This window comes from Staphylococcus sp. HMSC056G08 (assembly GCF_001812305.1).
GTDB classification, from domain to species: Bacteria; Bacillota; Bacilli; order Staphylococcales; family Staphylococcaceae; genus Staphylococcus; species Staphylococcus simulans.
Window position 1 is genome coordinate 25,296 of the sequence record NZ_KV808472.1, and the last position, 18,540, is coordinate 43,835.

Annotated in this window: 17 protein-coding genes and 1 other annotated feature; of the genes, 13 read left to right on the forward strand and 4 right to left on the reverse strand. The window is 35.8% G+C overall.

Translation table 11 applies throughout. From position 1 onward, the window contains the following. The first annotated feature begins 11 nt into the window (after window positions 1-11). A complete protein-coding gene (gene ribE / locus HMPREF2846_RS07010) occupies window positions 12-473 on the forward strand; it encodes a 6,7-dimethyl-8-ribityllumazine synthase (RefSeq protein WP_070626312.1) in 462 nt (153 codons plus the stop codon). A 73-nt stretch (window positions 474-546) separates the two neighbouring features. Here the strand turns inward: ribE and HMPREF2846_RS07015 are convergent, their stop codons facing one another. Next, the gene (locus HMPREF2846_RS07015) at window positions 547-1,542 is read right to left on the reverse strand and encodes a proline dehydrogenase family protein (protein ID WP_070626314.1); all 996 of its coding nucleotides are present in this window, start codon (window positions 1,540-1,542) and stop codon (window positions 547-549) included. 261 nt (window positions 1,543-1,803) lie between these two features. On the opposite strand from HMPREF2846_RS07015, the gene HMPREF2846_RS07020 reads away from it, so the two are divergent. Next, window positions 1,804-2,634, forward strand: coding sequence for an alpha/beta fold hydrolase (locus HMPREF2846_RS07020; protein ID WP_002481238.1), 831 nt, complete (start codon window positions 1,804-1,806; stop codon window positions 2,632-2,634). A gap of 176 nt (window positions 2,635-2,810) precedes the next feature. After that, window positions 2,811-3,767: an L-lactate dehydrogenase gene (locus HMPREF2846_RS07025; protein ID WP_002481237.1), complete on the forward strand. Its 957-nt coding sequence runs from the start codon at window positions 2,811-2,813 to the stop codon at window positions 3,765-3,767. 65 nt (window positions 3,768-3,832) lie between these two features. On the opposite strand, the gene HMPREF2846_RS07030 is transcribed toward HMPREF2846_RS07025, so the two are convergent. Beyond that, a complete protein-coding gene (locus HMPREF2846_RS07030; RefSeq protein WP_070626315.1) occupies window positions 3,833-4,390 on the reverse strand; it encodes a tRNA 5-(aminomethyl)-2-thiouridylate-methyltransferase MnmM in 558 nt (185 codons plus the stop codon). Continuing rightward, a complete protein-coding gene (locus HMPREF2846_RS07035) occupies window positions 4,387-5,349 on the reverse strand; it encodes a tRNA modification radical SAM protein MnmL/YtqA (RefSeq protein WP_002481235.1) in 963 nt (320 codons plus the stop codon). The genes HMPREF2846_RS07030 and HMPREF2846_RS07035 overlap by 4 nt, the downstream gene beginning before the upstream one ends. Window positions 5,350-5,621: 272 nt before the next feature. Here HMPREF2846_RS07035 and HMPREF2846_RS07040 point away from each other — a divergent pair, with 272 nt between their 5' ends. The 3 genes from HMPREF2846_RS07040 (at window position 5,622) to HMPREF2846_RS07050 (ending at window position 9,932) form a co-directional block, all read left to right on the forward strand. After that, window positions 5,622-6,800: an MDR family MFS transporter gene (locus HMPREF2846_RS07040; RefSeq protein ID WP_070626316.1), complete on the forward strand. Its 1,179-nt coding sequence runs from the start codon at window positions 5,622-5,624 to the stop codon at window positions 6,798-6,800. Between the two features lie 137 nt (window positions 6,801-6,937). After that, window positions 6,938-7,128 (forward strand) — a binding site (T-box leader). Between the two features lie 51 nt (window positions 7,129-7,179). Beyond that, the gene (leuS, locus tag HMPREF2846_RS07045) at window positions 7,180-9,594 is read left to right on the forward strand and encodes a leucine--tRNA ligase (RefSeq protein WP_070626317.1); all 2,415 of its coding nucleotides are present in this window, start codon (window positions 7,180-7,182) and stop codon (window positions 9,592-9,594) included. A 20-nt stretch (window positions 9,595-9,614) separates the two neighbouring features. Further along, complete coding sequence (locus tag HMPREF2846_RS07050) at window positions 9,615-9,932, forward strand: rhodanese-like domain-containing protein (RefSeq protein ID WP_070626318.1); 318 nt, start codon at window positions 9,615-9,617, stop codon at window positions 9,930-9,932. 85 nt (window positions 9,933-10,017) lie between these two features. On the opposite strand, the gene HMPREF2846_RS07055 is transcribed toward HMPREF2846_RS07050, so the two are convergent. Beyond that, the gene (locus HMPREF2846_RS07055; RefSeq protein WP_070626319.1) at window positions 10,018-11,274 is read right to left on the reverse strand and encodes a BaiN/RdsA family NAD(P)/FAD-dependent oxidoreductase; all 1,257 of its coding nucleotides are present in this window, start codon (window positions 11,272-11,274) and stop codon (window positions 10,018-10,020) included. Between the two features lie 269 nt (window positions 11,275-11,543). Between HMPREF2846_RS07055 and HMPREF2846_RS07060 the strand changes: the two genes are divergently transcribed. From HMPREF2846_RS07060 to trmB, 7 genes are all read left to right on the forward strand, one after another. Next, window positions 11,544-13,178, forward strand: a complete 1,635-nt coding sequence (locus HMPREF2846_RS07060; RefSeq protein WP_070463358.1) for a putative polysaccharide biosynthesis protein — start codon at window positions 11,544-11,546, stop codon at window positions 13,176-13,178. Beyond that, window positions 13,178-13,873, forward strand: coding sequence for a pseudouridine synthase (locus tag HMPREF2846_RS07065; RefSeq protein WP_070626320.1), 696 nt, complete (start codon window positions 13,178-13,180; stop codon window positions 13,871-13,873). Before HMPREF2846_RS07060 ends, HMPREF2846_RS07065 begins: the two co-directional genes overlap by 1 nt. A gap of 25 nt (window positions 13,874-13,898) precedes the next feature. Further along, a complete protein-coding gene (locus HMPREF2846_RS07070; protein ID WP_057509789.1) occupies window positions 13,899-14,315 on the forward strand; it encodes a YtxH domain-containing protein in 417 nt (138 codons plus the stop codon). A gap of 192 nt (window positions 14,316-14,507) precedes the next feature. Next, window positions 14,508-15,923: a dipeptidase PepV gene (gene pepV, locus HMPREF2846_RS07075; protein WP_070626321.1), complete on the forward strand. Its 1,416-nt coding sequence runs from the start codon at window positions 14,508-14,510 to the stop codon at window positions 15,921-15,923. Between the two features lie 2 nt (window positions 15,924-15,925). After that, window positions 15,926-16,774, forward strand: a complete 849-nt coding sequence (dat, locus tag HMPREF2846_RS07080) for a D-amino-acid transaminase (RefSeq protein WP_023015988.1) — start codon at window positions 15,926-15,928, stop codon at window positions 16,772-16,774. A gap of 266 nt (window positions 16,775-17,040) precedes the next feature. Next, window positions 17,041-17,832: a phosphotransferase family protein gene (locus tag HMPREF2846_RS07085; protein ID WP_023015987.1), complete on the forward strand. Its 792-nt coding sequence runs from the start codon at window positions 17,041-17,043 to the stop codon at window positions 17,830-17,832. A gap of 13 nt (window positions 17,833-17,845) precedes the next feature. Next, window positions 17,846-18,484, forward strand: a complete 639-nt coding sequence (trmB, locus tag HMPREF2846_RS07090; protein ID WP_070626322.1) for a tRNA (guanosine(46)-N7)-methyltransferase TrmB — start codon at window positions 17,846-17,848, stop codon at window positions 18,482-18,484. Window positions 18,485-18,540: the final 56 nt, after the last annotated feature.

Consider the following 18,540-nt stretch of genomic DNA (forward strand, 5'->3'; position numbering starts at 1 on the left):
GAGGAATTAACATGAACTTTGAAGGTAAACTATTAGGTAAAGATTTAAAAATCGGTATTGTTGTGAGTCGTTTTAATGATTTTATTACAGGTCGCTTATTAGAAGGGGCTAAAGATGTATTAGTCCGTCATGAAGTAGAAAATGATAATATTGATGTAGCATATGTACCAGGTGCATTTGAAATTCCACTAGCTGCTAAAAAATTAGCAGAAACAAATAAGTATGATGCAGTGATTACATTGGGTTGTGTCATTCGCGGAGCAACATCTCATTATGATTATGTATGTAATGAAGTTGCAAAAGGCGTATCAAAAGTGAGTGATACAGCAGGGTTGCCAGTAATCTTCGGTGTACTAACAACTGAGACAATTGAACAAGCAATCGAACGAGCAGGTACAAAAGCAGGCAATAAAGGTGCAGAATCAGCAATGGCTGCAATTGAAATGGCAAACTTATTAAAATCAATTCAATAAGTGTTTATGAATTAAAAATAACAGACAAAAGGCAAGGCCGATAGTGGTCTTGCCTTTTTCATGAATACAGTATTTACTTACGTTTCTTTAAGCCTTTGAGACCGAAACTTAAACCAATAACTGCGGCAATTGCGCCAGCGCCTACAGCAAGTGTTTCAGGTTTCACAAATTCTTTGACAGCTAAATTTAAATTTTGCGGACGTTCAGCTAAACGTCGCATAAAGTATCCGAACCAATCTTCGCCAAATGGAACATAGATACAGAAATGATAACCGTCTTCGGCAATTTCATAAGCTAACTCTGAACGGAAACCATACAACATTTGAAATTCGAAATTATCACGATCTATGTTGTTCTCTTTAATGAAATTTTTAACATGTTCAATGATTTTGTGGTCATGTGTAGCGATAGATGTAAAATTCTTCGCACTTTTCAGTCTTTTTTCGATAAGCTTAATGTAATTCTCATCGATGTCCTCTTTAGTTTGGTAGGCGATAGACGCATTTTCTTTATAAGCACCTTTGACTAAACGTAATCGAATGTGCGGGTAATTTTCAATCATATTGTCGGCTGAATATAAATAAGCTTGAACTACTGTTCCGATGTTATCATAATCTTTTGATAATTCATCCAATACGTAGAGGATATTTGATAAGCCTGCATATTTCTCGGTATCAATATTGATATGAATATTACCAAGTGACTTTGCTTTTTCTACAATTTCTCTTAAGTTCTGTTCTGCCAAATCTACATCGAACTCTGCGCCTAATTGACTGATTTTAAGAGAAATATGTGCGTCTAAATCGTTGTCGTAAATTGCTTGTAGTACAGTTAAAATAATTTTCTTTTCTTTAATACTTTGTTCTTTTGAATCTACAAATTCACCAAGACAATCGACAGTCACCGTAATCCCCTTATCATTAAGTGTTTGGATTGTCTTAATAACTTCATCAATCGAGTTACCAACAACTACTTTACTGGCACCTAACATAGGTCCGTATTTTCGTGCTGCTTGGTTCAAAAAAGTGTTATTTGATAAACTGATAAAAAAATCTTTGACTAATGGCATGTAAATTCCTCCCATACAACTCTGTTAAAAATAGTGTATCATGTTTCATAAATGTATGAAAACGTTAACAATATACAAATATACTTATTTATTTATAAATAACACGAATAGTAAATTATGTAATTGATATGAGAAAAGAACACAATACTAAAAAGGTTATCCTTAATTCCGTTGAGTATATATGTCAGTTCTAAATAGATTTTAATCGGTTCGTTTTGATACAATAATAGTAATTAATTCAGTAGAAGGGTAGTCGTTGATATGTGGAAGTGGGAAACAGAAAGTGAAGCAAAAGGTGTCATAGTTATTGCTCACAATATATTAGAACATACAGGCAGATATGCCTATGTGATTACATCACTCAGACGAAATGGATATCATGTGATTATGGGTGATTTGCCTGGACAAGGCCAAACTTCAAGATCTAATAAAGGTCAAATCGACAACTTTGAAGTCTATCACGAACATATATTGGAATGGTTGAGAATAGCGAGTGAATATAAATTACCTACATTTTTAATGGGTGTCGGCTTAGGCGGTTTGATTACATTAAATTTAATGGAAAGAACTGAGTTGCCGATTGAAGGTATTATTTTACTTTCGCCATTAGTTGCGTTTAAGACAAATGCTAAAACACGCAAAAATCTATTTACATCTAATATTGGTGCAGGCGTTAAAGATATGCGCTTTAATGTAGGCATTGAACCAGAGCATTTAACAAGAAATGAAGAAGTTATAAGAGAAACTAAAGAAGATGGTTTGATGCTGACAAAAGTATCTTACCATTGGTATAAAGAAGTTGTTCATGTCATGAAAAAGACTTTAGAACATTTAGAAGACATCCAAAGTATCCCAATGTGCTTAATGTATGGGAAAGAAGATCAAATTTTAGACACCGATGCGATTGTAGAAATCAAAAAACGTGTAAAAACAGACGAACTTTATTATAAAGCATGGGAAGGACTCTACCATGAAATTCATAATGAACCAGAGCGTCCGTTAGTCATGCGTTATATTCTTAGTTATTTAAATAACAAAGTCAATGCATTAGGTTTTATACCAAATGACATTGATGATCAAATTGAAATTTAATCAAAAAGGCGCTGTAATAACCTTTACCATTACAGCGTCTTTTGTATTGTCGGTAAATGTTTACAATGTGTAAAATTTCCAAGCATTTCGCATTGATTTTATAGGCTGAAATTGGTATCTTGTATATGTGAAATAAATCACATAGAAGCGATTCTAAATTGGAGAGGGTAAGTAATATGAGTAATGTAAAAGCGAATAAAGTAGTTTTAGTAGGCGATGGTGCAGTAGGTTCTAGTTATGCATTCGCTATGGTAGCACAAGGTGTTGCTGATCAATTAGTAATTATTGATTTAGTAGAAGAAAAAGTAAAAGGCGATGTACTAGACTTAAACCATGGTATGCCTTATGGTGAATCACCATCTATCGTTACAGCAGGTTCATATGCTGATTGTTCAGATGCTGATTTAGTTGTTATCACTGCAGGTGCACCCCAAAAACCTGGTGAAACACGCTTAGATTTAGTAGAAAAAAATACTAAAATCTTCAAATCAATTGTGGGTCAAATTATGGACAGCGGTTTTGATGGTATTTTCTTAATTGCTGCTAACCCAGTAGATGTGCTTACTTATGTCACTAAAAAAGTTTCTGGTTTACCAAAAGAACGTGTTATCGGTTCTGGTACAATTCTAGATACAGCACGTTTCAAATATGAATTAGGTGCAGAATTCGGTGTAGCACCTGAAAGTGTTAATGCTAGCATTATTGGTGAACATGGTGATTCAGAATTAGCAGTATGGTCACAAGCAAGTATTGCAGGTCAAAATTTATATGATATTTTAAATGGTGATCCTGAACGTGCAAAACGTATTGAAGAAATCTTCTTAAATACACGTGATGCAGCTTATGACATCATTAAAGCTAAAGGCGCAACTTATTATGGTATCGCAATGGGCTTATTACACATTTCTAAAGCCATTTTACGTAACCAAAATCTTGTATTAACAGTTTCAAGTTACTTAGAAGGTGAATACGGTCATAAAGATGTTTACATCGGTGTACCAACACTTGTAAACCGTGCAGGTGCAGTGAAAATTTATGAAACACCTTTAAATGAAAGAGAAACTAAAGAGTTTAGCCACTCTGTAGAAGTATTAAAAGAAACAACTAAAAGTGTAGATAAATTATTTAACTAAATTTAAATACAACAAGAGCAGCTATCGCATTATGCGGTAACTGCTCTTATTTTTATACTCAGATATTATCTTTTTTCAATCGCGCAAATATAAGGTGGATTATTTTGTTGGTTAATAAAACCGTATTGTAAGACATGTGCTTTTTGTTGATCGAATTGTTGAAGATATTCAAAGACAACATTGCTTTCTATTCGACCTTCAGGATGGCCAGGGTAAATCACAATTACAATAATACCTTCTGGTGCTAACATTTCAAAAAGTGACTCAATGGCTTGTATAGTAGTTTCAGAAGTCGTCACAATATGTTTATCACCTTTAGGCAAGTATCCTAAATTAAAGATTGCCGCATCAATCGGCAAATCTTCTTGTTTGATGTAGCGTGATACATGTTCATGTCCATCTAAGATCAAAGTAGTGTTGTTATAATCTTTTACTTTCTCTCGTGCTGCTTTGATAGCCGCTTCCTGTATATCAAACCCATACACATGCCCCTTTGGAACATGCTGGGCTAAAAATAATGTGTCATGTCCATTGCCGCACGTAGCATCTACTACTGTGCTAGTTTCATTGATGTGAGAAATAATTAATGACTTCGCAAAAGGTAAAATACGTTCTACTTTCATGATTGTTCTACTTTCTCTACAGGTTGATAATGTTCACCTTGTGCGGAATGACGACGTGCTAATTCTGCATCAATCGCATTCAGCACTTCCCACTTATTAACACTCCACATTGGTCCAACCATTAAATCAATTGGGCCATCACCTGTAATACGATGAATAATCATTTCAGGTGGCAAGATTTCTAATTGATCACAAACTAAGTTGACATATTCTTCTTGTGACATAAAATTCAACATGCCTTTTTCATATTGTTTTACCATCGGTGTGCCTTTAAGTAAGTGTAATAGATGGATTTTGATACCTTGAACATCCATTTGTGCGACAGTTTTTGCTGTTTCCATCATCATGTCATAATCTTCACCAGGCAAACCATTAATAATGTGGGTACACACGTTAATATTATGTTTTCTCAATTTAGCAACACCATCATAATATGTCTGCATATCATGTGCACGGTTGATTAAATCGGAAGTTTCTTGATGTACGGTTTGTAATCCTAATTCCACCCATAAATACGTACGTTTATTTAAATCGGCTAAGTATTCAACCACATCGTCAGGAAGACAGTCAGGTCTTGTTCCAATGGATAAGCCGACAACACCAGGTTCTTTCAACACAGGTTCAAATTTTTCTTTTAACACTTCGACAGGTGCGTGTGTATTTGTAAAGGCTTGGAAATAAGCAATATATTTACCTTCATGCCATTTTTCATGCATGCGTTCTTTAATTTCTTTAAATTGTACATCAATCGGATCTGCACGATTTCCCGCAAAGTCACCACTTCCTGCAGCTGAGCAGAATGTGCAACCGCCATGTGCAACAGTGCCGTCACGGTTTGGGCAATCAAAGCCTCCATCTAATGCGACTTTAAATATCTTTTGTCCGAATCTATTTTTTAAATGGTAATTCCATGTATGATAACGTTTATCTTCAAATGCATACGTAAAATATCGACCCATATGACATTTTCCTTTCTTAAATTAATCCATTGTAAGATTTTACCATAAATTGAAGGGACATGTTGAGGAGAAAATCCGAATTAGGTCTTTTATTCATTTGAAAATTATAGTAAGATGATTTGGTTGCAAAATCCAAAATTCAATTCAATATAAATCCTAAACACGTTTCGCTTACAGTTATTTGTCTCTGTTTGCGAAATTTTTATTGGTAAAAATACAGAACGTTTTTGCCTGAGAAAAAGATAAAAAGAATAGAAAGTGGGTGGAACAGTATGAATATGCCTAAATCCATTTGGTGGTTAGTTATTGGTATGGCCATCAATATTATGGGTGCTAGTTTTTTATGGCCTTTAAATACGATTTATATGAGTCAGGAATTAGGGAAGAGTTTGACGACTGCCGGAATGGTTTTAATGATCAACTCTTTAGGTATGGTTGTCGGGAACTTATTAGGTGGTTTTTTCTTTGATAAGCTCGGTGGTTTTATTACGATTATGAGCGGTGCAGTGATTTGTTTATGCGCAACGACATTATTGAATTTCTATCATGGGTGGCCTTTATATGCGGTATGGTTAGTCATGTTAGGATTTGGCGGCGGTATCATTATCCCGGCAATTTATGCGATGGCAGGTGCAGTTTGGCCGAATGGTGGACGCCAAACTTTTAATGCGATCTATTTAGCACAAAACTTAGGTGTCGCATTTGGAGCTGCTATTGCTGGGTATGTAGCTGAACTCAGCTTTAATTACATTTTTATCGCAAACTTGTTAATGTATGTCGCATTCTTTATCGTGGCAGTGACACGATTTAATTTACAATATCGCGGTAAAGTTAAAATACCCGATGCAAACCAATGGGCACAAAAGAAATATCGCAAACGTTTTGTAGCTTTGTTATTACTTTGTGTTATGTTTTCAATTTGTTGGATTGCATATATTCAATGGGAAAGCACTATCGCTTCATTCACTCAAGAAATGAATATTTCATTGTCTCAATACAGTGTTCTGTGGACAATTAACGGTATTATGATCTTAGTAGCCCAACCTTTAATTTATCCGGTTATTCGCTTACTTAGAGGTAATTTGAAAAAACAGATGTTTGTCGGAATTTGCGTATTCATCGTGTCATTCTTTGTGACAAGCTTTGCGGAGCAATTTTCAGTATTTGTGATTGGGATGATCATTTTAACGCTTGGTGAAATGTTCGTATGGCCAGCCGTTCCAACTATTGCGAATCAATTAGCGCCTGAAGGTAAACAAGGTGCTTATCAAGGTATTGTTAATTCAGCAGCGACGGTCGGTAAAGCATTCGGACCTTTAATCGGCGGTATTTTAGTTGACAGTTTCAATATGCAAGCCATGTTCTTAACGATGATGGGCTTATTGTTTATTTCGATGTTTTTCTTATTTATATATGATAAACGTTTATCACCAGATGAATTTGATGTTTAAACAAGGTATACGTGGTATATCTTGTTTTTTCTTTTTATGGATAAGCAGGGACGTAGAATAACTTCATTTATATATCAATGAGAATAGAAGCGGTGACTAGGAATTTAAGACTTGCATTAAGAGTTAGAATAAAATATAGTTATAAGTGTATATGGAGTAGTAATTTAATGGACTTATCAAGAGAGCTGGTGTTCGGTGCAAACCAGTTAAGTCATTTAAATGAACTTACCAACGATTATATTAAGAATAATACAGCTCGAGCTATTATGTATGAGGTGCGTAGAAGATACGAATGAAGGTGGTACCGCGGCACAATGTCGTCCTTCATAAGCAAAGCATAATAGTTTGAGTTGTATTTTTTTATTAGGAGGAAAGCAAAGTGAGTTTTAATCATCAAGAAATTGAGAAGAAATGGCAAGATTATTGGGCAGAACACAAAACGTTCAAAACGAACGATAACTTGGGTCAAAAGAAATTTTATGCTTTAGATATGTTCCCGTATCCATCAGGTGCTGGACTTCATGTTGGGCACCCTGAAGGTTATACAGCAACAGATATTATTTCACGTTACAAACGTATGCAAGGGTACAACGTGTTACATCCTATGGGATGGGATGCTTTCGGTTTACCGGCAGAACAATATGCGTTGAATACAGGTAATGATCCACGTGAATTCACTAAAAAGAATATTCAAACGTTTAAACGCCAAATTCAAGAATTAGGTTTCAGTTATGACTGGGATAGAGAATTAAGCACAACAGATCCTGACTATTATAAATGGACACAATGGGTATTCATCCAACTGTTCAATAAAGGTTTAGCTTATGTTGATGAAGTAGCTGTGAACTGGTGTCCTGAGCTTAAAGCGGTTTTATCTAACGAAGAAGTTGTAGATGGCGTTTCAGAACGTGGTGGTTTCCCAGTATATCGTCGTCCTATGCGTCAATGGGTATTTCGTATTACAGAATATGCAGACCGTTTATTAGAAGACTTAGAAGATTTAGATTGGCCTGAATCAATTAAAGATATGCAACGTAACTGGATTGGTCGTTCTGAAGGGGCAAAAGTTACGTTTGAAGTTGAAAATCATGGCGGTAAAATTGATGTGTTTACGACACGTCCAGACACTATTTATGGTGCGACTTTCGCAGTATTAAGTCCAGAACATGAGTTAGTCTCTCAAATTACAACAGAAGATCATAAAGCAGAAGTGGAAAAATACCAAAAAGATGCTTCTATGAAATCTGATTTGGAACGTACAGATTTAGCAAAATACAAAACAGGTGTATTCACTGGTGCTTATGCGATTAATCCATTATCTGGTGAAAAATTACCGATCTGGATTGCGGACTATGTCTTATCATCTTATGGTACAGGAGCTGTGATGGCTGTTCCTGCGCATGATGAACGTGACTATGAATTCGCACAAAAATTTGATTTGCCAATCAAAGAAGTTATTGAAGGCGGAGATATTTCAGAAGCGGCATACACAGGCGATGGTCCACATGTAAATTCTGGTGCTTTAGATGGCTTGCATAATGCTGAAGCCATTACAAAAGCAATTGAATTGTTAGAAGAAAAAGGTGCCGGCGAGAAAAAAGTCAATTATAAACTTCGTGACTGGTTATTCAGCCGTCAACGTTATTGGGGTGAACCTATTCCAATTATTCATTGGGAAGATGGCACTATGACAACTGTTCCGACTGATGAATTACCATTATTATTACCAGAAACTGATTCTATCGAACCTTCTGGTACTGGTGAATCTCCACTTGCGAATATTGATGAATTCGTAAACGTTGTAGATCCAGAAACTGGTATGAAGGGTCGTCGTGAAACGAATACGATGCCGCAATGGGCAGGCAGTTGCTGGTACTACTTACGCTATATTGATCCGCATAACGATGAAATGTTAGCAGATCCAGAAAAATTAAAACATTGGTTACCGGTTGATTTATATATCGGTGGTGTAGAACACGCTGTACTTCACTTACTCTATGCAAGATTCTGGCATAAAGTGCTTTATGATTTAGGCGTTGTACCAACGAAAGAACCATTCCAAAAATTATTCAACCAAGGTATGATCTTAGGTGAAGGTAACGAAAAAATGAGTAAATCTCGTGGTAACGTTGTAAACCCTGATGATATCATCCGTTCTCACGGTGCTGACACATTACGTTTATATGAAATGTTTATGGGACCTTTAGATGCGGCAATCGCATGGAGTGAAAAAGGTTTAGATGGTTCAAGACGTTTCTTAGACCGTGTTTGGAGATTGTTTGTGAATGAAGATGGCTCATTATCTTCTAAAATTGTAGATACAGATGATAAGTCACTTCAAAAAGTTTATAACCAAACTGTTAAAAAGGTGACAGAAGACTTTGATACATTGAACTTCAACACAGCAATCAGTCAATTGATGGTCTTCATCAATGAAGGTTATAAAGCTGATCAATTATACAAACCATATGTTGAAGGTTTCGTTAAAATGTTATCACCAATTGCACCACACTTAGGTGAAGAACTATGGGCTAAATTAGGTCATGATGAGACAATCAGTTACCAACCTTGGCCAGATTTCGATGAAGCATTGTTAGTAGATGACGAAGTTGAAATCGTTGTCCAAGTTAATGGCAAAGTAAGAGCAAAAGTCTTCATTCCAAAAGATGCGTCAAAAGAAGAAATGGAAGATATTGCGTTACACAATGAGAATGTTAAATTAGATATAGGGGATAAAGACATCAAGAAAGTCATCGCAGTTCCGCAAAAATTAGTTAATATTGTAGCTAAATAATAAAGGAGGATGATTAAGTTATGGAATCAATCACAGCTGATGAATTGAAAAAGAAAATGTTCGATAATGAACCAATTCATATCGTTGATGTCCGAGAAAACGAAGAAACAGCGAAAGGTATTATTCCAGGAGCAACAACTATTCCAATGAATGAAATTCCTGATAACCTTAATGAATTCAATGAGAATGATACGTATTACATTATCTGTGCTGCAGGTGTTCGCAGTGCGAATGTAGTGAATTACTTGAAAGAACAAAACCCTAATATTCATGCGGTTAATGTAGAAGGCGGTATGAAAGCTTGGGGCGATGAAGGTTTAGAAATTAATAGTATCTAATTGAATGATAATAGCCGAAACTGGTCGTAAAATTACGATGCAGTTTCGGCTATTTTTCATTTTGTTGATTAAATTATGTGGAAAACTATTCAAACTGTCCGGCATTGATACCTGATACACGGCCTGTAACCAATGCGCTTGTAATATTGTAACCGCCAGTATAACCATGAATATCTAAAACTTCACCGCATAAAAATAGGCCAGGTGTAATTTTTGACATCATTGTATGCGGTTCAATTTCTTTAATAGAAACACCGCCACCTGTCACAAATGCTTTTTCAATAGGTAACGTACCATTCACTGTAAATGTAAAACCTTTGAACAGTTGTGCAAGCGTCAGGATTTGTTGGTTGGAAATATGATGACCTGTAGTGTCTTCAGCTACACCAGCTTGTTCTAGTATAAAGTTGAGATAGCGTTCTTCAATAATCCCACGCAGACTGTTTTTAACAAGTTTATCTGGTGTTTCTTTAATTAAAGATTTGATACGCGCTTGAACCTCATTTTCTTTTTCGTCAGGGAACACATCTAATTGCATTTGAATGTCTTGTTTCTTTTGAGATTTTTGTTCTTTGTAGACGAATTGGCTGCATCGTAATGCGGCTGGACCACTGATTCCAAAATGAGTGAAAATCATATCCATTTGATGTGTGATACGCGGTTTGCCATTTTTTCTAAGCACTGATAATGCGACATCTTTTAAACTCAATCCTTTTAGAGTCTTCCTGATAATAAAAGGTGCTTTAGAAGTAATTGGGACTTCAGTAGGGAAGAGTTCAGTTATTGTATGACCGAGAGACTCAGCAAACGTATAGCCATCTCCAGTTGATCCTGTTTGCGGAACACTTGTCCCACCCGTCGCAATAACAACGGTCTTACTATGATAAACTTGATCATTTTGATCTGTCACAATAAAATGGCCGTCCTCATCTAGCTTAATATGTTTGACTGCAGTTTCTTCTTTAATTTCAACATTATTATTTTTGAGTTCTTGAACTAAAGTATCTACGACGTCTTGAGCACGGTTAGAAACCGGGAACATTCTGCCGTGATCTTCTTCTTTAAGTTTCACACCGCGAGATTCGAAGAACTCAATAATGGATTCGTTATCAAAGACTGAAAAAGGACTGTATAAGAATTTTCCGTTACCTGGAATGTGGCGAATAATTTCATCATAGGGCAGTCGATTTGTGACATTACATCGTCCGCCGCCTGAAATTTTTAATTTCCTGCCGAGTCCTTTTTTCTTTTCTATTAATAATACTTTTTGTTTGTTTTGACTTGCGGCTGCTGCAGACATTAAACCACTGGGTCCGCCGCCGATAATAATCGATTGATACATATAATCGGTACGCGCTGAAATGAATATGCGCGTCTGCCTCCTTTAAATTTGATTTCTGTATTGTATTTAGGTTATTGTGAAAGCTTAGGTGAGTCATTTGTTTGTTTTGCAGTGCCTGCGATATATTTCTCTGACACTGTTGTGAAATTATTTATATAATCTTTCCTGTTAACACTATTTTAAGCTATAATACTAATGAAAAAAAGTAACTGCTGACAATTGTTGGTAGTAGGATAAGATTAAAATTATTTTCAGATAGGAAGATTGTAATGAATGAAAGTCAAGAATTAGTAAGAGGGACCTTTCTTCTAACGGTAAGTATTTTAATAACTAAAATACTAGGTGTGCTATTTATCATTCCGTTTTATGCCATTATCGGCGGAGAAGAAAACTTGGCCCCGTTCAACTATGCATATGCACCTTATAACATTGCGATTGCGGTAGCAACTGCTGGTGTGCCATTGGCCGCATCAAAATATGTTGCGAAATATAATGCAATCGGTGCATATCATGTCAGTCAAAAGTTATATCGATCAAGTTTTATCGTTATGTCAATCAGCGGTGTTATCGGTTTTATTATTTTATATGCATTATCACCATTGATTGCCAATGTGACACTTGCGCATAAATCAAACATAGAGGGCGGCTGGACTGTCGAAGACATCACGTGGATTATTCGTATTATCAGTACAGTTGTTATCTTCATTCCGTTACTTGCAACTTGGCGAGGTGTGTTCCAAGGATTTAAATCTATGGGACCTACAGCTGTTTCTGAAGTAACTGAACAAGTTGCACGTATTATTTTCATTTTAGGCGGCAGTTATGTCGTGTTAAATGTGATGGGTGGATCAGTATTGATGGCGAATGGTGTCGCTACGTTCGCGGCAGCAATCGGTGCTATCGTCGGTATCTTTACGCTATGGTATTACTGGCGTAAGCGTAAACCGCATATTGATAAAATGGTAGCGTCTGATACCACTGGTTTAGATGTACCATATTCAAAAATGTATAAGGAAATTATTTCTTATAGTATCCCGTTTGTCATTGTGAGTTTGAACTTCCCATTATTCAATATTGTAGACCAATTAACACATAACAATGCGTTAGGTATGGCAGGAGTACCGCAACAATTGCATGACTACTTCTTTACAATCTTGAATATGACAACAAATAAAATTGTGATGATACCAACATCTTTAGCTGCTGGTTTCGCGATTAGTTTAATCCCTTATATCACTAAAACTTATGAGTCAGGGGAATTATCAGAAATGCATCGTCAAATCAGAACATCATTAGGTGTATTGATGTTCATCACTGTTCCAGCAAGTTTAGGTATTATGGCTTTAGCAGCACCGTTATATACAGTGTTCTATAGCAGTAACTTTGACGGAAGTCGTTTATTATTCTTCTACGCACCCGTCGCGATGCTGATTTCTTTATTAAGTATTACAGCATCAATGCTACAAGGAATTGATAAACAGAAATTGACAGTGTTTGTTATATTAGCAGCAGTCGTCGTTAAGGTTGTCTTGAACTTCCCATTAATTGTCGCATTCCATACAGCAGGTGCGGTATTAAGTACAGGTATCGCATTATTGTTTGCGAACATATGTAACTTTTATATTTTGAAAAAGTATGCTAAGTTTACATTTACAGAAACTTGGATACAGTTTGCGAAAATCTTTATCTATGGCTTTATCATGATGCTTTGTGTTGAAGCAGCATATTGGGTAACGCAACTGATTGTGTCACCGCAAACTAAAATCGGAAGTCTGATTATCTTAATTGTGGGGGTTGTTATCGGCATGGTTGTTTATGGCGGTATCACGCTGAAAACAAGACTTGCTGACCAATTTTTAGGTGAATTGCCAAGCAAGTTACGTAGAAAGTTGAGAATCTCATAATGCGATTGGATAAATTTTTATCGAACATGGGTGTCGGAACACGCAGTGAGGTAAAACAATTGCTTAAACAGAACGCTGTTGAAGTGAATAACAAAAAAGAAAAACAAAGCAAACGACAAATTGATCCGAATTCAGATATCATTACAGTCAATGGAGAACAAATAACTTATATTGATAAGATTTATCTGATGCTCAATAAACCTGAAGGCTATGTGTCTGCTGTAGAGGATGCAGAACACTTAACGGTTATCGGATTAATTGAAGACTACCAATATTTAGACATATTTCCGGTAGGTCGTCTTGATAAAGATACTGAAGGCTTATTATTGATTACGAATGATGGGCAATTTAATCATGATGTAATGAGTCCGAATAAACACGTATCGAAAGTATATCGTGTTGAAGCAGCACTGCCTGTAACAGAGGAAGATGTACAAAAGTTTGAACAAGGTATTAAATTATCAGATGGACCGGTTAAACCTGCAAAGCTTGGACTAACGGAAAATCCAAGGATTGTGTACGTTACAATTCAAGAAGGACGTTACCACCAAGTAAAAAGGATGTTTCACGCAATTGAAAATGAGGTAACTAAATTAAAGCGAGTTCAAATCGGAAGCTTAAAACTAGATGATAATCTGTCAAAAGGTGCATATCGTACTTTGACGGAAGCAGAATTAGAACTAGTGAAAAACTAATTTCTTAAAGGACAAGGTGATTATTATGGCAAAATCAAGTAACTTTTTTAAAGCAGTACTAGGTATTGGTGCAGCAACTGCAGCAGTATTATTATCAAGAAAAGAAAGCAGAGATCGTCTAAAACAAGAGTATGATAAATACAAAGAAAATCCAGAATCATACAAAGAAAATGCTAAAGAATTAGCGAACCAAGTTGCATCTAAAGCAACTGAAACGTTCAACGAAGTAAAACAAGATCCTAAAGGCTATGCTGAAAAAGTAAAACAAGACCCTAAAGGTTTCTTACAAGAGCAAAAAGCTCGCTTCTCTAATTCAGAAGATGCAGCATCACCAACTTTAGATGATGTTAAACAATCTGATGAAGCACAAAATAATATCAGAATTGTGACTGAAGAAGACTTAAAACAAAATGACAATAAAGGTTCAAACGATACTAAATAATAGCAATTGAACCTTCAGTACCTTAGCGAATAGCTAAGGTATTTTTTTATTTAAAAATTTCATTCTGAGATGACTGTGATGACAACATTTTGAGATTAAGTCAGAAAATTAAGTAGGTTCCCACTGTTGTTTAAGAATCAGTTAGGGTAAAATATAGAGTGAACTAAAATTTGAGAAGGAAGTTGATCACGAATGTGGAAAGAAAAAGTGCAAGAATACCAAGATCAAATTATTGCTGATTTAAACGGCTTACTTTCAATTGAAAGTGTCAGAGATGATAGCAAAGCTACACCTGATGCACCGCTAGGTCCAGGTCCTAGAGCTGCGCTTGATTATATGTATCAAATTGCAGAACGTGACGGATTTAATGTCCACGATGTCGATCATGTTGCAGGAAGAATTGAAGCAGGTAAATGTGAAGACTTATTCGGCATTCTTTGTCATGTTGACGTGGTACCTGCAGGTGAAGGTTGGGATACACCACCGTTTGAACCGACTGTAACTGAAGATGCAATTATTGCACGTGGTACATTGGATGATAAAGGTCCAACAATTGCTGCGTACTATGCGGTTAAAATCTTAAATGAAATGAATGTAGACTGGAAAAAACGTGTACACATTATCATTGGCACAGATGAAGAATCAGACTGGACTTGTGTAGATCGTTATTTCAAAACAGAAGAAATGCCTGAACTAGGCTTTGCACCTGATGCAGAATTCCCTGCAATCCATGGTGAAAAAGGTATTACAACATTCGATATTGAATTAGCTGGCGAAGCAAAAGATTCTACTGATACAAATTCAGAAGTTACACTTTTATCATTTGAATCTGGACAACGCTATAACATGGTTCCAGATGAAGCAGTTGCACATCTCAAAGTTAAAAATAACAATTCAGAAGTAACAGAACGTTACCAACAATATCTAGAAGCACATGAACTTGTAGGTAACAGTGAATTAGAAGACGATAAGCTGGTTTTACGATTAAAAGGTAAAGCGGTACATGGTATGGATCCATCTATCGGTTTAAATGCCGGCTTGTTCTTACTCCACTTCTTACGTGGATTAGAATTAGATACTCAAGCAGCTAAATTCGTTGATTTAAGTGAACGTTACTTATTCGAATCTCACTTCGGTGAAAAAATGGGTATGAAATTCCATACTGATAAAATGGGAGACTTAACAACAAATATCGGTATTATTTCATATACATTGCCTGAAGGCGGAAGATTCGGTGTGAACTTACGTTATCCAGAGGGATTTGAATTTGATGAAGCAATTGAAGGATTCAAGCATGAAGTGAATGATTTAGGATTCGAACTTAAACTTGGGAAAGTTCAACGTCCGCACTATGTAGATAAAGAAGATCCATTTGTACAATCATTAGTTCAAGCTTATCGTAATCAAACAGGTGACATGACTGAGCCTTATACAATTGGCGGAGGTACTTATGCACGTAATCTAGATAAAGGCGTAGCATTCGGAGCAATGTTCAGCGACTCAGAGGACTTAATGCATCAAAGAAATGAATATATTACGAAAAAACAACTTTTCAATGCTACTAGCATTTATTTAGAAGCGCTATACGCATTATGTGTGGAGGAATGAGTATGACAAACAAGGTATTTTTGAACGGCCAATTTGTAGATGAACAGGATGCAAATGTACCATACAATGACAGAGGTTATAACTTTGGTGACGGTATTTATGAATACATTCGTATTTATGACAATACATTATTTACTGTAAAAGAACACTTTGAAAGATTTTTACGAAGTGCGTCAGAATTAAATATTGATTTAGATGAAACAATAGAATCACTAACTGACAAAGTAAAAAAACTTGCAGAAGTAAATAATGTTGAAAATGGTGGGGTGTATATCCAAGTTACTCGTGGTGCAGCACCACGAGATCATGCATTCCCTGGACCAGATGTTAAACCTCAGATGATGGCATTTACAAGAAGCTACGGCAGACCTGTGGAAAAACTAGAAAATGGTATCAATGCTGTTACTGTAGAAGATATTCGTTGGTTAAGATGTGATATCAAAAGCTTAAATTTATTAGGCAACGTGCTTGCGAAAGAATACGCTGTGAAATATAACGCTGATGAAGCAATCCAACATCGTGGCGAAACAGTTACTGAAGGAGCTTCAAGTAACGTTTACGCAATTAAAGACGGTGTTGTTTATACACATCCTACGAATAATTATATTTTGAATGGTATTACGAGACGAGTTATTAAAGCAGTTGCTGAAGAACAAGAAATCCCATTTAAAGAAGAAACGTTTACAGTGGATTTCTTAAAACAAGCAGATGAAATTATTGTTTCTAGTACGTCTGTTGAAGTAATGCCTGTAATTAAATTGGATGGTGAAGCGGTCGGCAATGGTGAAGTCGGCCCAATTACTCGCCAATTACAAAAAGGCTTCGAACAAAAAATTGAGGAAAGTCATTAATTGCATGATTTTCTCCAACTTACCTTGAAAATGTGTTATAATTTTATTTTGTCGCTACTGAAAATTTAATTATTTTCAATAGCTTTCTAGAAAGTAAAATGTGTCTTTTTGTTTCTCATTTTTGGTTGAAAACCAAGGTTAAAAATTATAAAATTAACAATGAGTGCTAAGGACGTAAAAGTATTAAACTTTTTAAAGAAATATAAAATATGGCTCTTGAAATACACTTCTAGAGCCATTTTCTAATTGAAAGCGAGGTGAACGTGTTGGAGCAGTTCTATCAGTTAGGATGGACTTTAGATTCTGCTGGAGGCGCATCCGGAGAGGCTTATATGGCCGAACAAGATGGTCAAAAGCTATTTTTGAAAAGAAATTCTAATCCATTTATAGCGGCATTATCAGCTGAAGGTATTGTCCCTAAATTAGTTTGGACAAAACGAATAGAAACAGGGGAAGTTGTCACAGCGCAACATTGGAAAAATGGCAGAGAATTAACTTTCGAAGAAATGACTCAGACAAGAGTGGCTAAGTTATTGAAAAAAATTCATAGCTCAAAAACATTATTGACCATGTTGAAAAGAATGGAAATGGAACCTATAACACCAGATATTCTATACAATAAAATCAATACCTCGCTTTCCAGACAGGTACTGACGCACCATGTAGTCAGAAAAGCCTTGACGTATCTTGAAGAGCATAAACCTCATTTGGACCCTCGCTTTTATACAGTCGTTCATGGAGATGTAAATCATAATAATTGGTTGCTATCTGATCGTGATGAACTTTATTTAGTCGACTGGGAAGGTGCAATGTTAGCAGATCCTGCCATCGATATCGGAATGCTGCTTTACAATTACGTTCCTCAAAATGAGTGGTCAGAATGGCTTGAAAAATATGGTTGCAAAGAATCATTAGATTTAAGTAAAAGAATGAAATGGTATACCGTTATTCAAGCGATTGGTCTTGTAGAGTGGTCTGAAGAACAGAAACGTTATAAAGATATGAATATATGGCTGAAATTTTTAAATGAAGTGATGAACAGCAACGTATTTATTTGAGGAGAATAAGCAAATGAGATTAAGAAATAAACCTTGGGCAGAGGATTATTTGCGCAAACATAATACAGTTGTAGATATGGATGGAACGCATGCTGGCGAGATGTCAGCATGGTTCGATAAATCACAACCGATTTATATTGAAGTCGGTTCTGGAATGGGGCAGTTTATTACAGAACTCGCTGCACAACATCCTGAAGTCAACTTTGTCTCTTTAGAAAGAGATAAAAACGTGATGATTCGTGTGTTAGATAAAGTGTTGGAAAAGGATTTGCAGAATATCAAACTAATTTGTAATGATGCAATGGAATTAACTGATTACTTTAAACCTGGCGAAATTGATCGTGTTTATTTAAATTTTTCTGATCCTTGGCCGAAAAAACGACATGCGAAGCGAAGACTAACGTATCACACGTTCCTTGCATTATATAAAACGATTTTGAAAGAAGATGGAGAAATCCATTTCAAGACTGATAATCGAGGATTATTTGCTTATAGTTTAGAAAATATGTCTCAGTTTGGTATGTATTTTACTAAGATTAATCTCAATCTTCATGATGAAGATGATGAGGATAATATTGAAACTGAATATGAAAGAAAGTTTGCGGATAAAGGTTCACGTATTTACCGAATGGAAGCAAAGTTTCATCATTAATCACTGCATTCAATAGAATGCAGTCAGACCGTAGACAAACTACCGTTATAACTTGA

What these genes read in the sequence shown, in the direction of transcription:
- HMPREF2846_RS07025 (WP_002481237.1), top strand. Translation starts at nt 2,811, where the DNA reads ATGAGTAATGTAAAAGCGAATAAAGTAGTTTTAGTAGGCGATGGTGCA.
- HMPREF2846_RS07050 (WP_070626318.1), top strand. Translation starts at nt 9,615, where the DNA reads ATGGAATCAATCACAGCTGATGAATTGAAAAAGAAAATGTTCGATAAT.
- HMPREF2846_RS07035 (WP_002481235.1), bottom strand. Translation starts at nt 5,349, where the DNA reads ATGGGTCGATATTTTACGTATGCATTTGAAGATAAACGTTATCATACA.
- HMPREF2846_RS07015 (WP_070626314.1), bottom strand. Translation starts at nt 1,542, where the DNA reads ATGCCATTAGTCAAAGATTTTTTTATCAGTTTATCAAATAACACTTTT.
- HMPREF2846_RS07030 (WP_070626315.1), bottom strand. Translation starts at nt 4,390, where the DNA reads ATGAAAGTAGAACGTATTTTACCTTTTGCGAAGTCATTAATTATTTCT.
- HMPREF2846_RS07060 (WP_070463358.1), top strand. Translation starts at nt 11,544, where the DNA reads ATGAATGAAAGTCAAGAATTAGTAAGAGGGACCTTTCTTCTAACGGTA.
- HMPREF2846_RS07020 (WP_002481238.1), top strand. Translation starts at nt 1,804, where the DNA reads ATGTGGAAGTGGGAAACAGAAAGTGAAGCAAAAGGTGTCATAGTTATT.
- HMPREF2846_RS07065 (WP_070626320.1), top strand. Translation starts at nt 13,178, where the DNA reads ATGCGATTGGATAAATTTTTATCGAACATGGGTGTCGGAACACGCAGT.
- pepV (WP_070626321.1), top strand. Translation starts at nt 14,508, where the DNA reads ATGTGGAAAGAAAAAGTGCAAGAATACCAAGATCAAATTATTGCTGAT.
- HMPREF2846_RS07055 (WP_070626319.1), bottom strand. Translation starts at nt 11,274, where the DNA reads ATGTATCAATCGATTATTATCGGCGGCGGACCCAGTGGTTTAATGTCT.
- HMPREF2846_RS07070 (WP_057509789.1), top strand. Translation starts at nt 13,899, where the DNA reads ATGGCAAAATCAAGTAACTTTTTTAAAGCAGTACTAGGTATTGGTGCA.
- HMPREF2846_RS07040 (WP_070626316.1), top strand. Translation starts at nt 5,622, where the DNA reads ATGAATATGCCTAAATCCATTTGGTGGTTAGTTATTGGTATGGCCATC.
- ribE (WP_070626312.1), top strand. Translation starts at nt 12, where the DNA reads ATGAACTTTGAAGGTAAACTATTAGGTAAAGATTTAAAAATCGGTATT.
- trmB (WP_070626322.1), top strand. Translation starts at nt 17,846, where the DNA reads ATGAGATTAAGAAATAAACCTTGGGCAGAGGATTATTTGCGCAAACAT.
- dat (WP_023015988.1), top strand. Translation starts at nt 15,926, where the DNA reads ATGACAAACAAGGTATTTTTGAACGGCCAATTTGTAGATGAACAGGAT.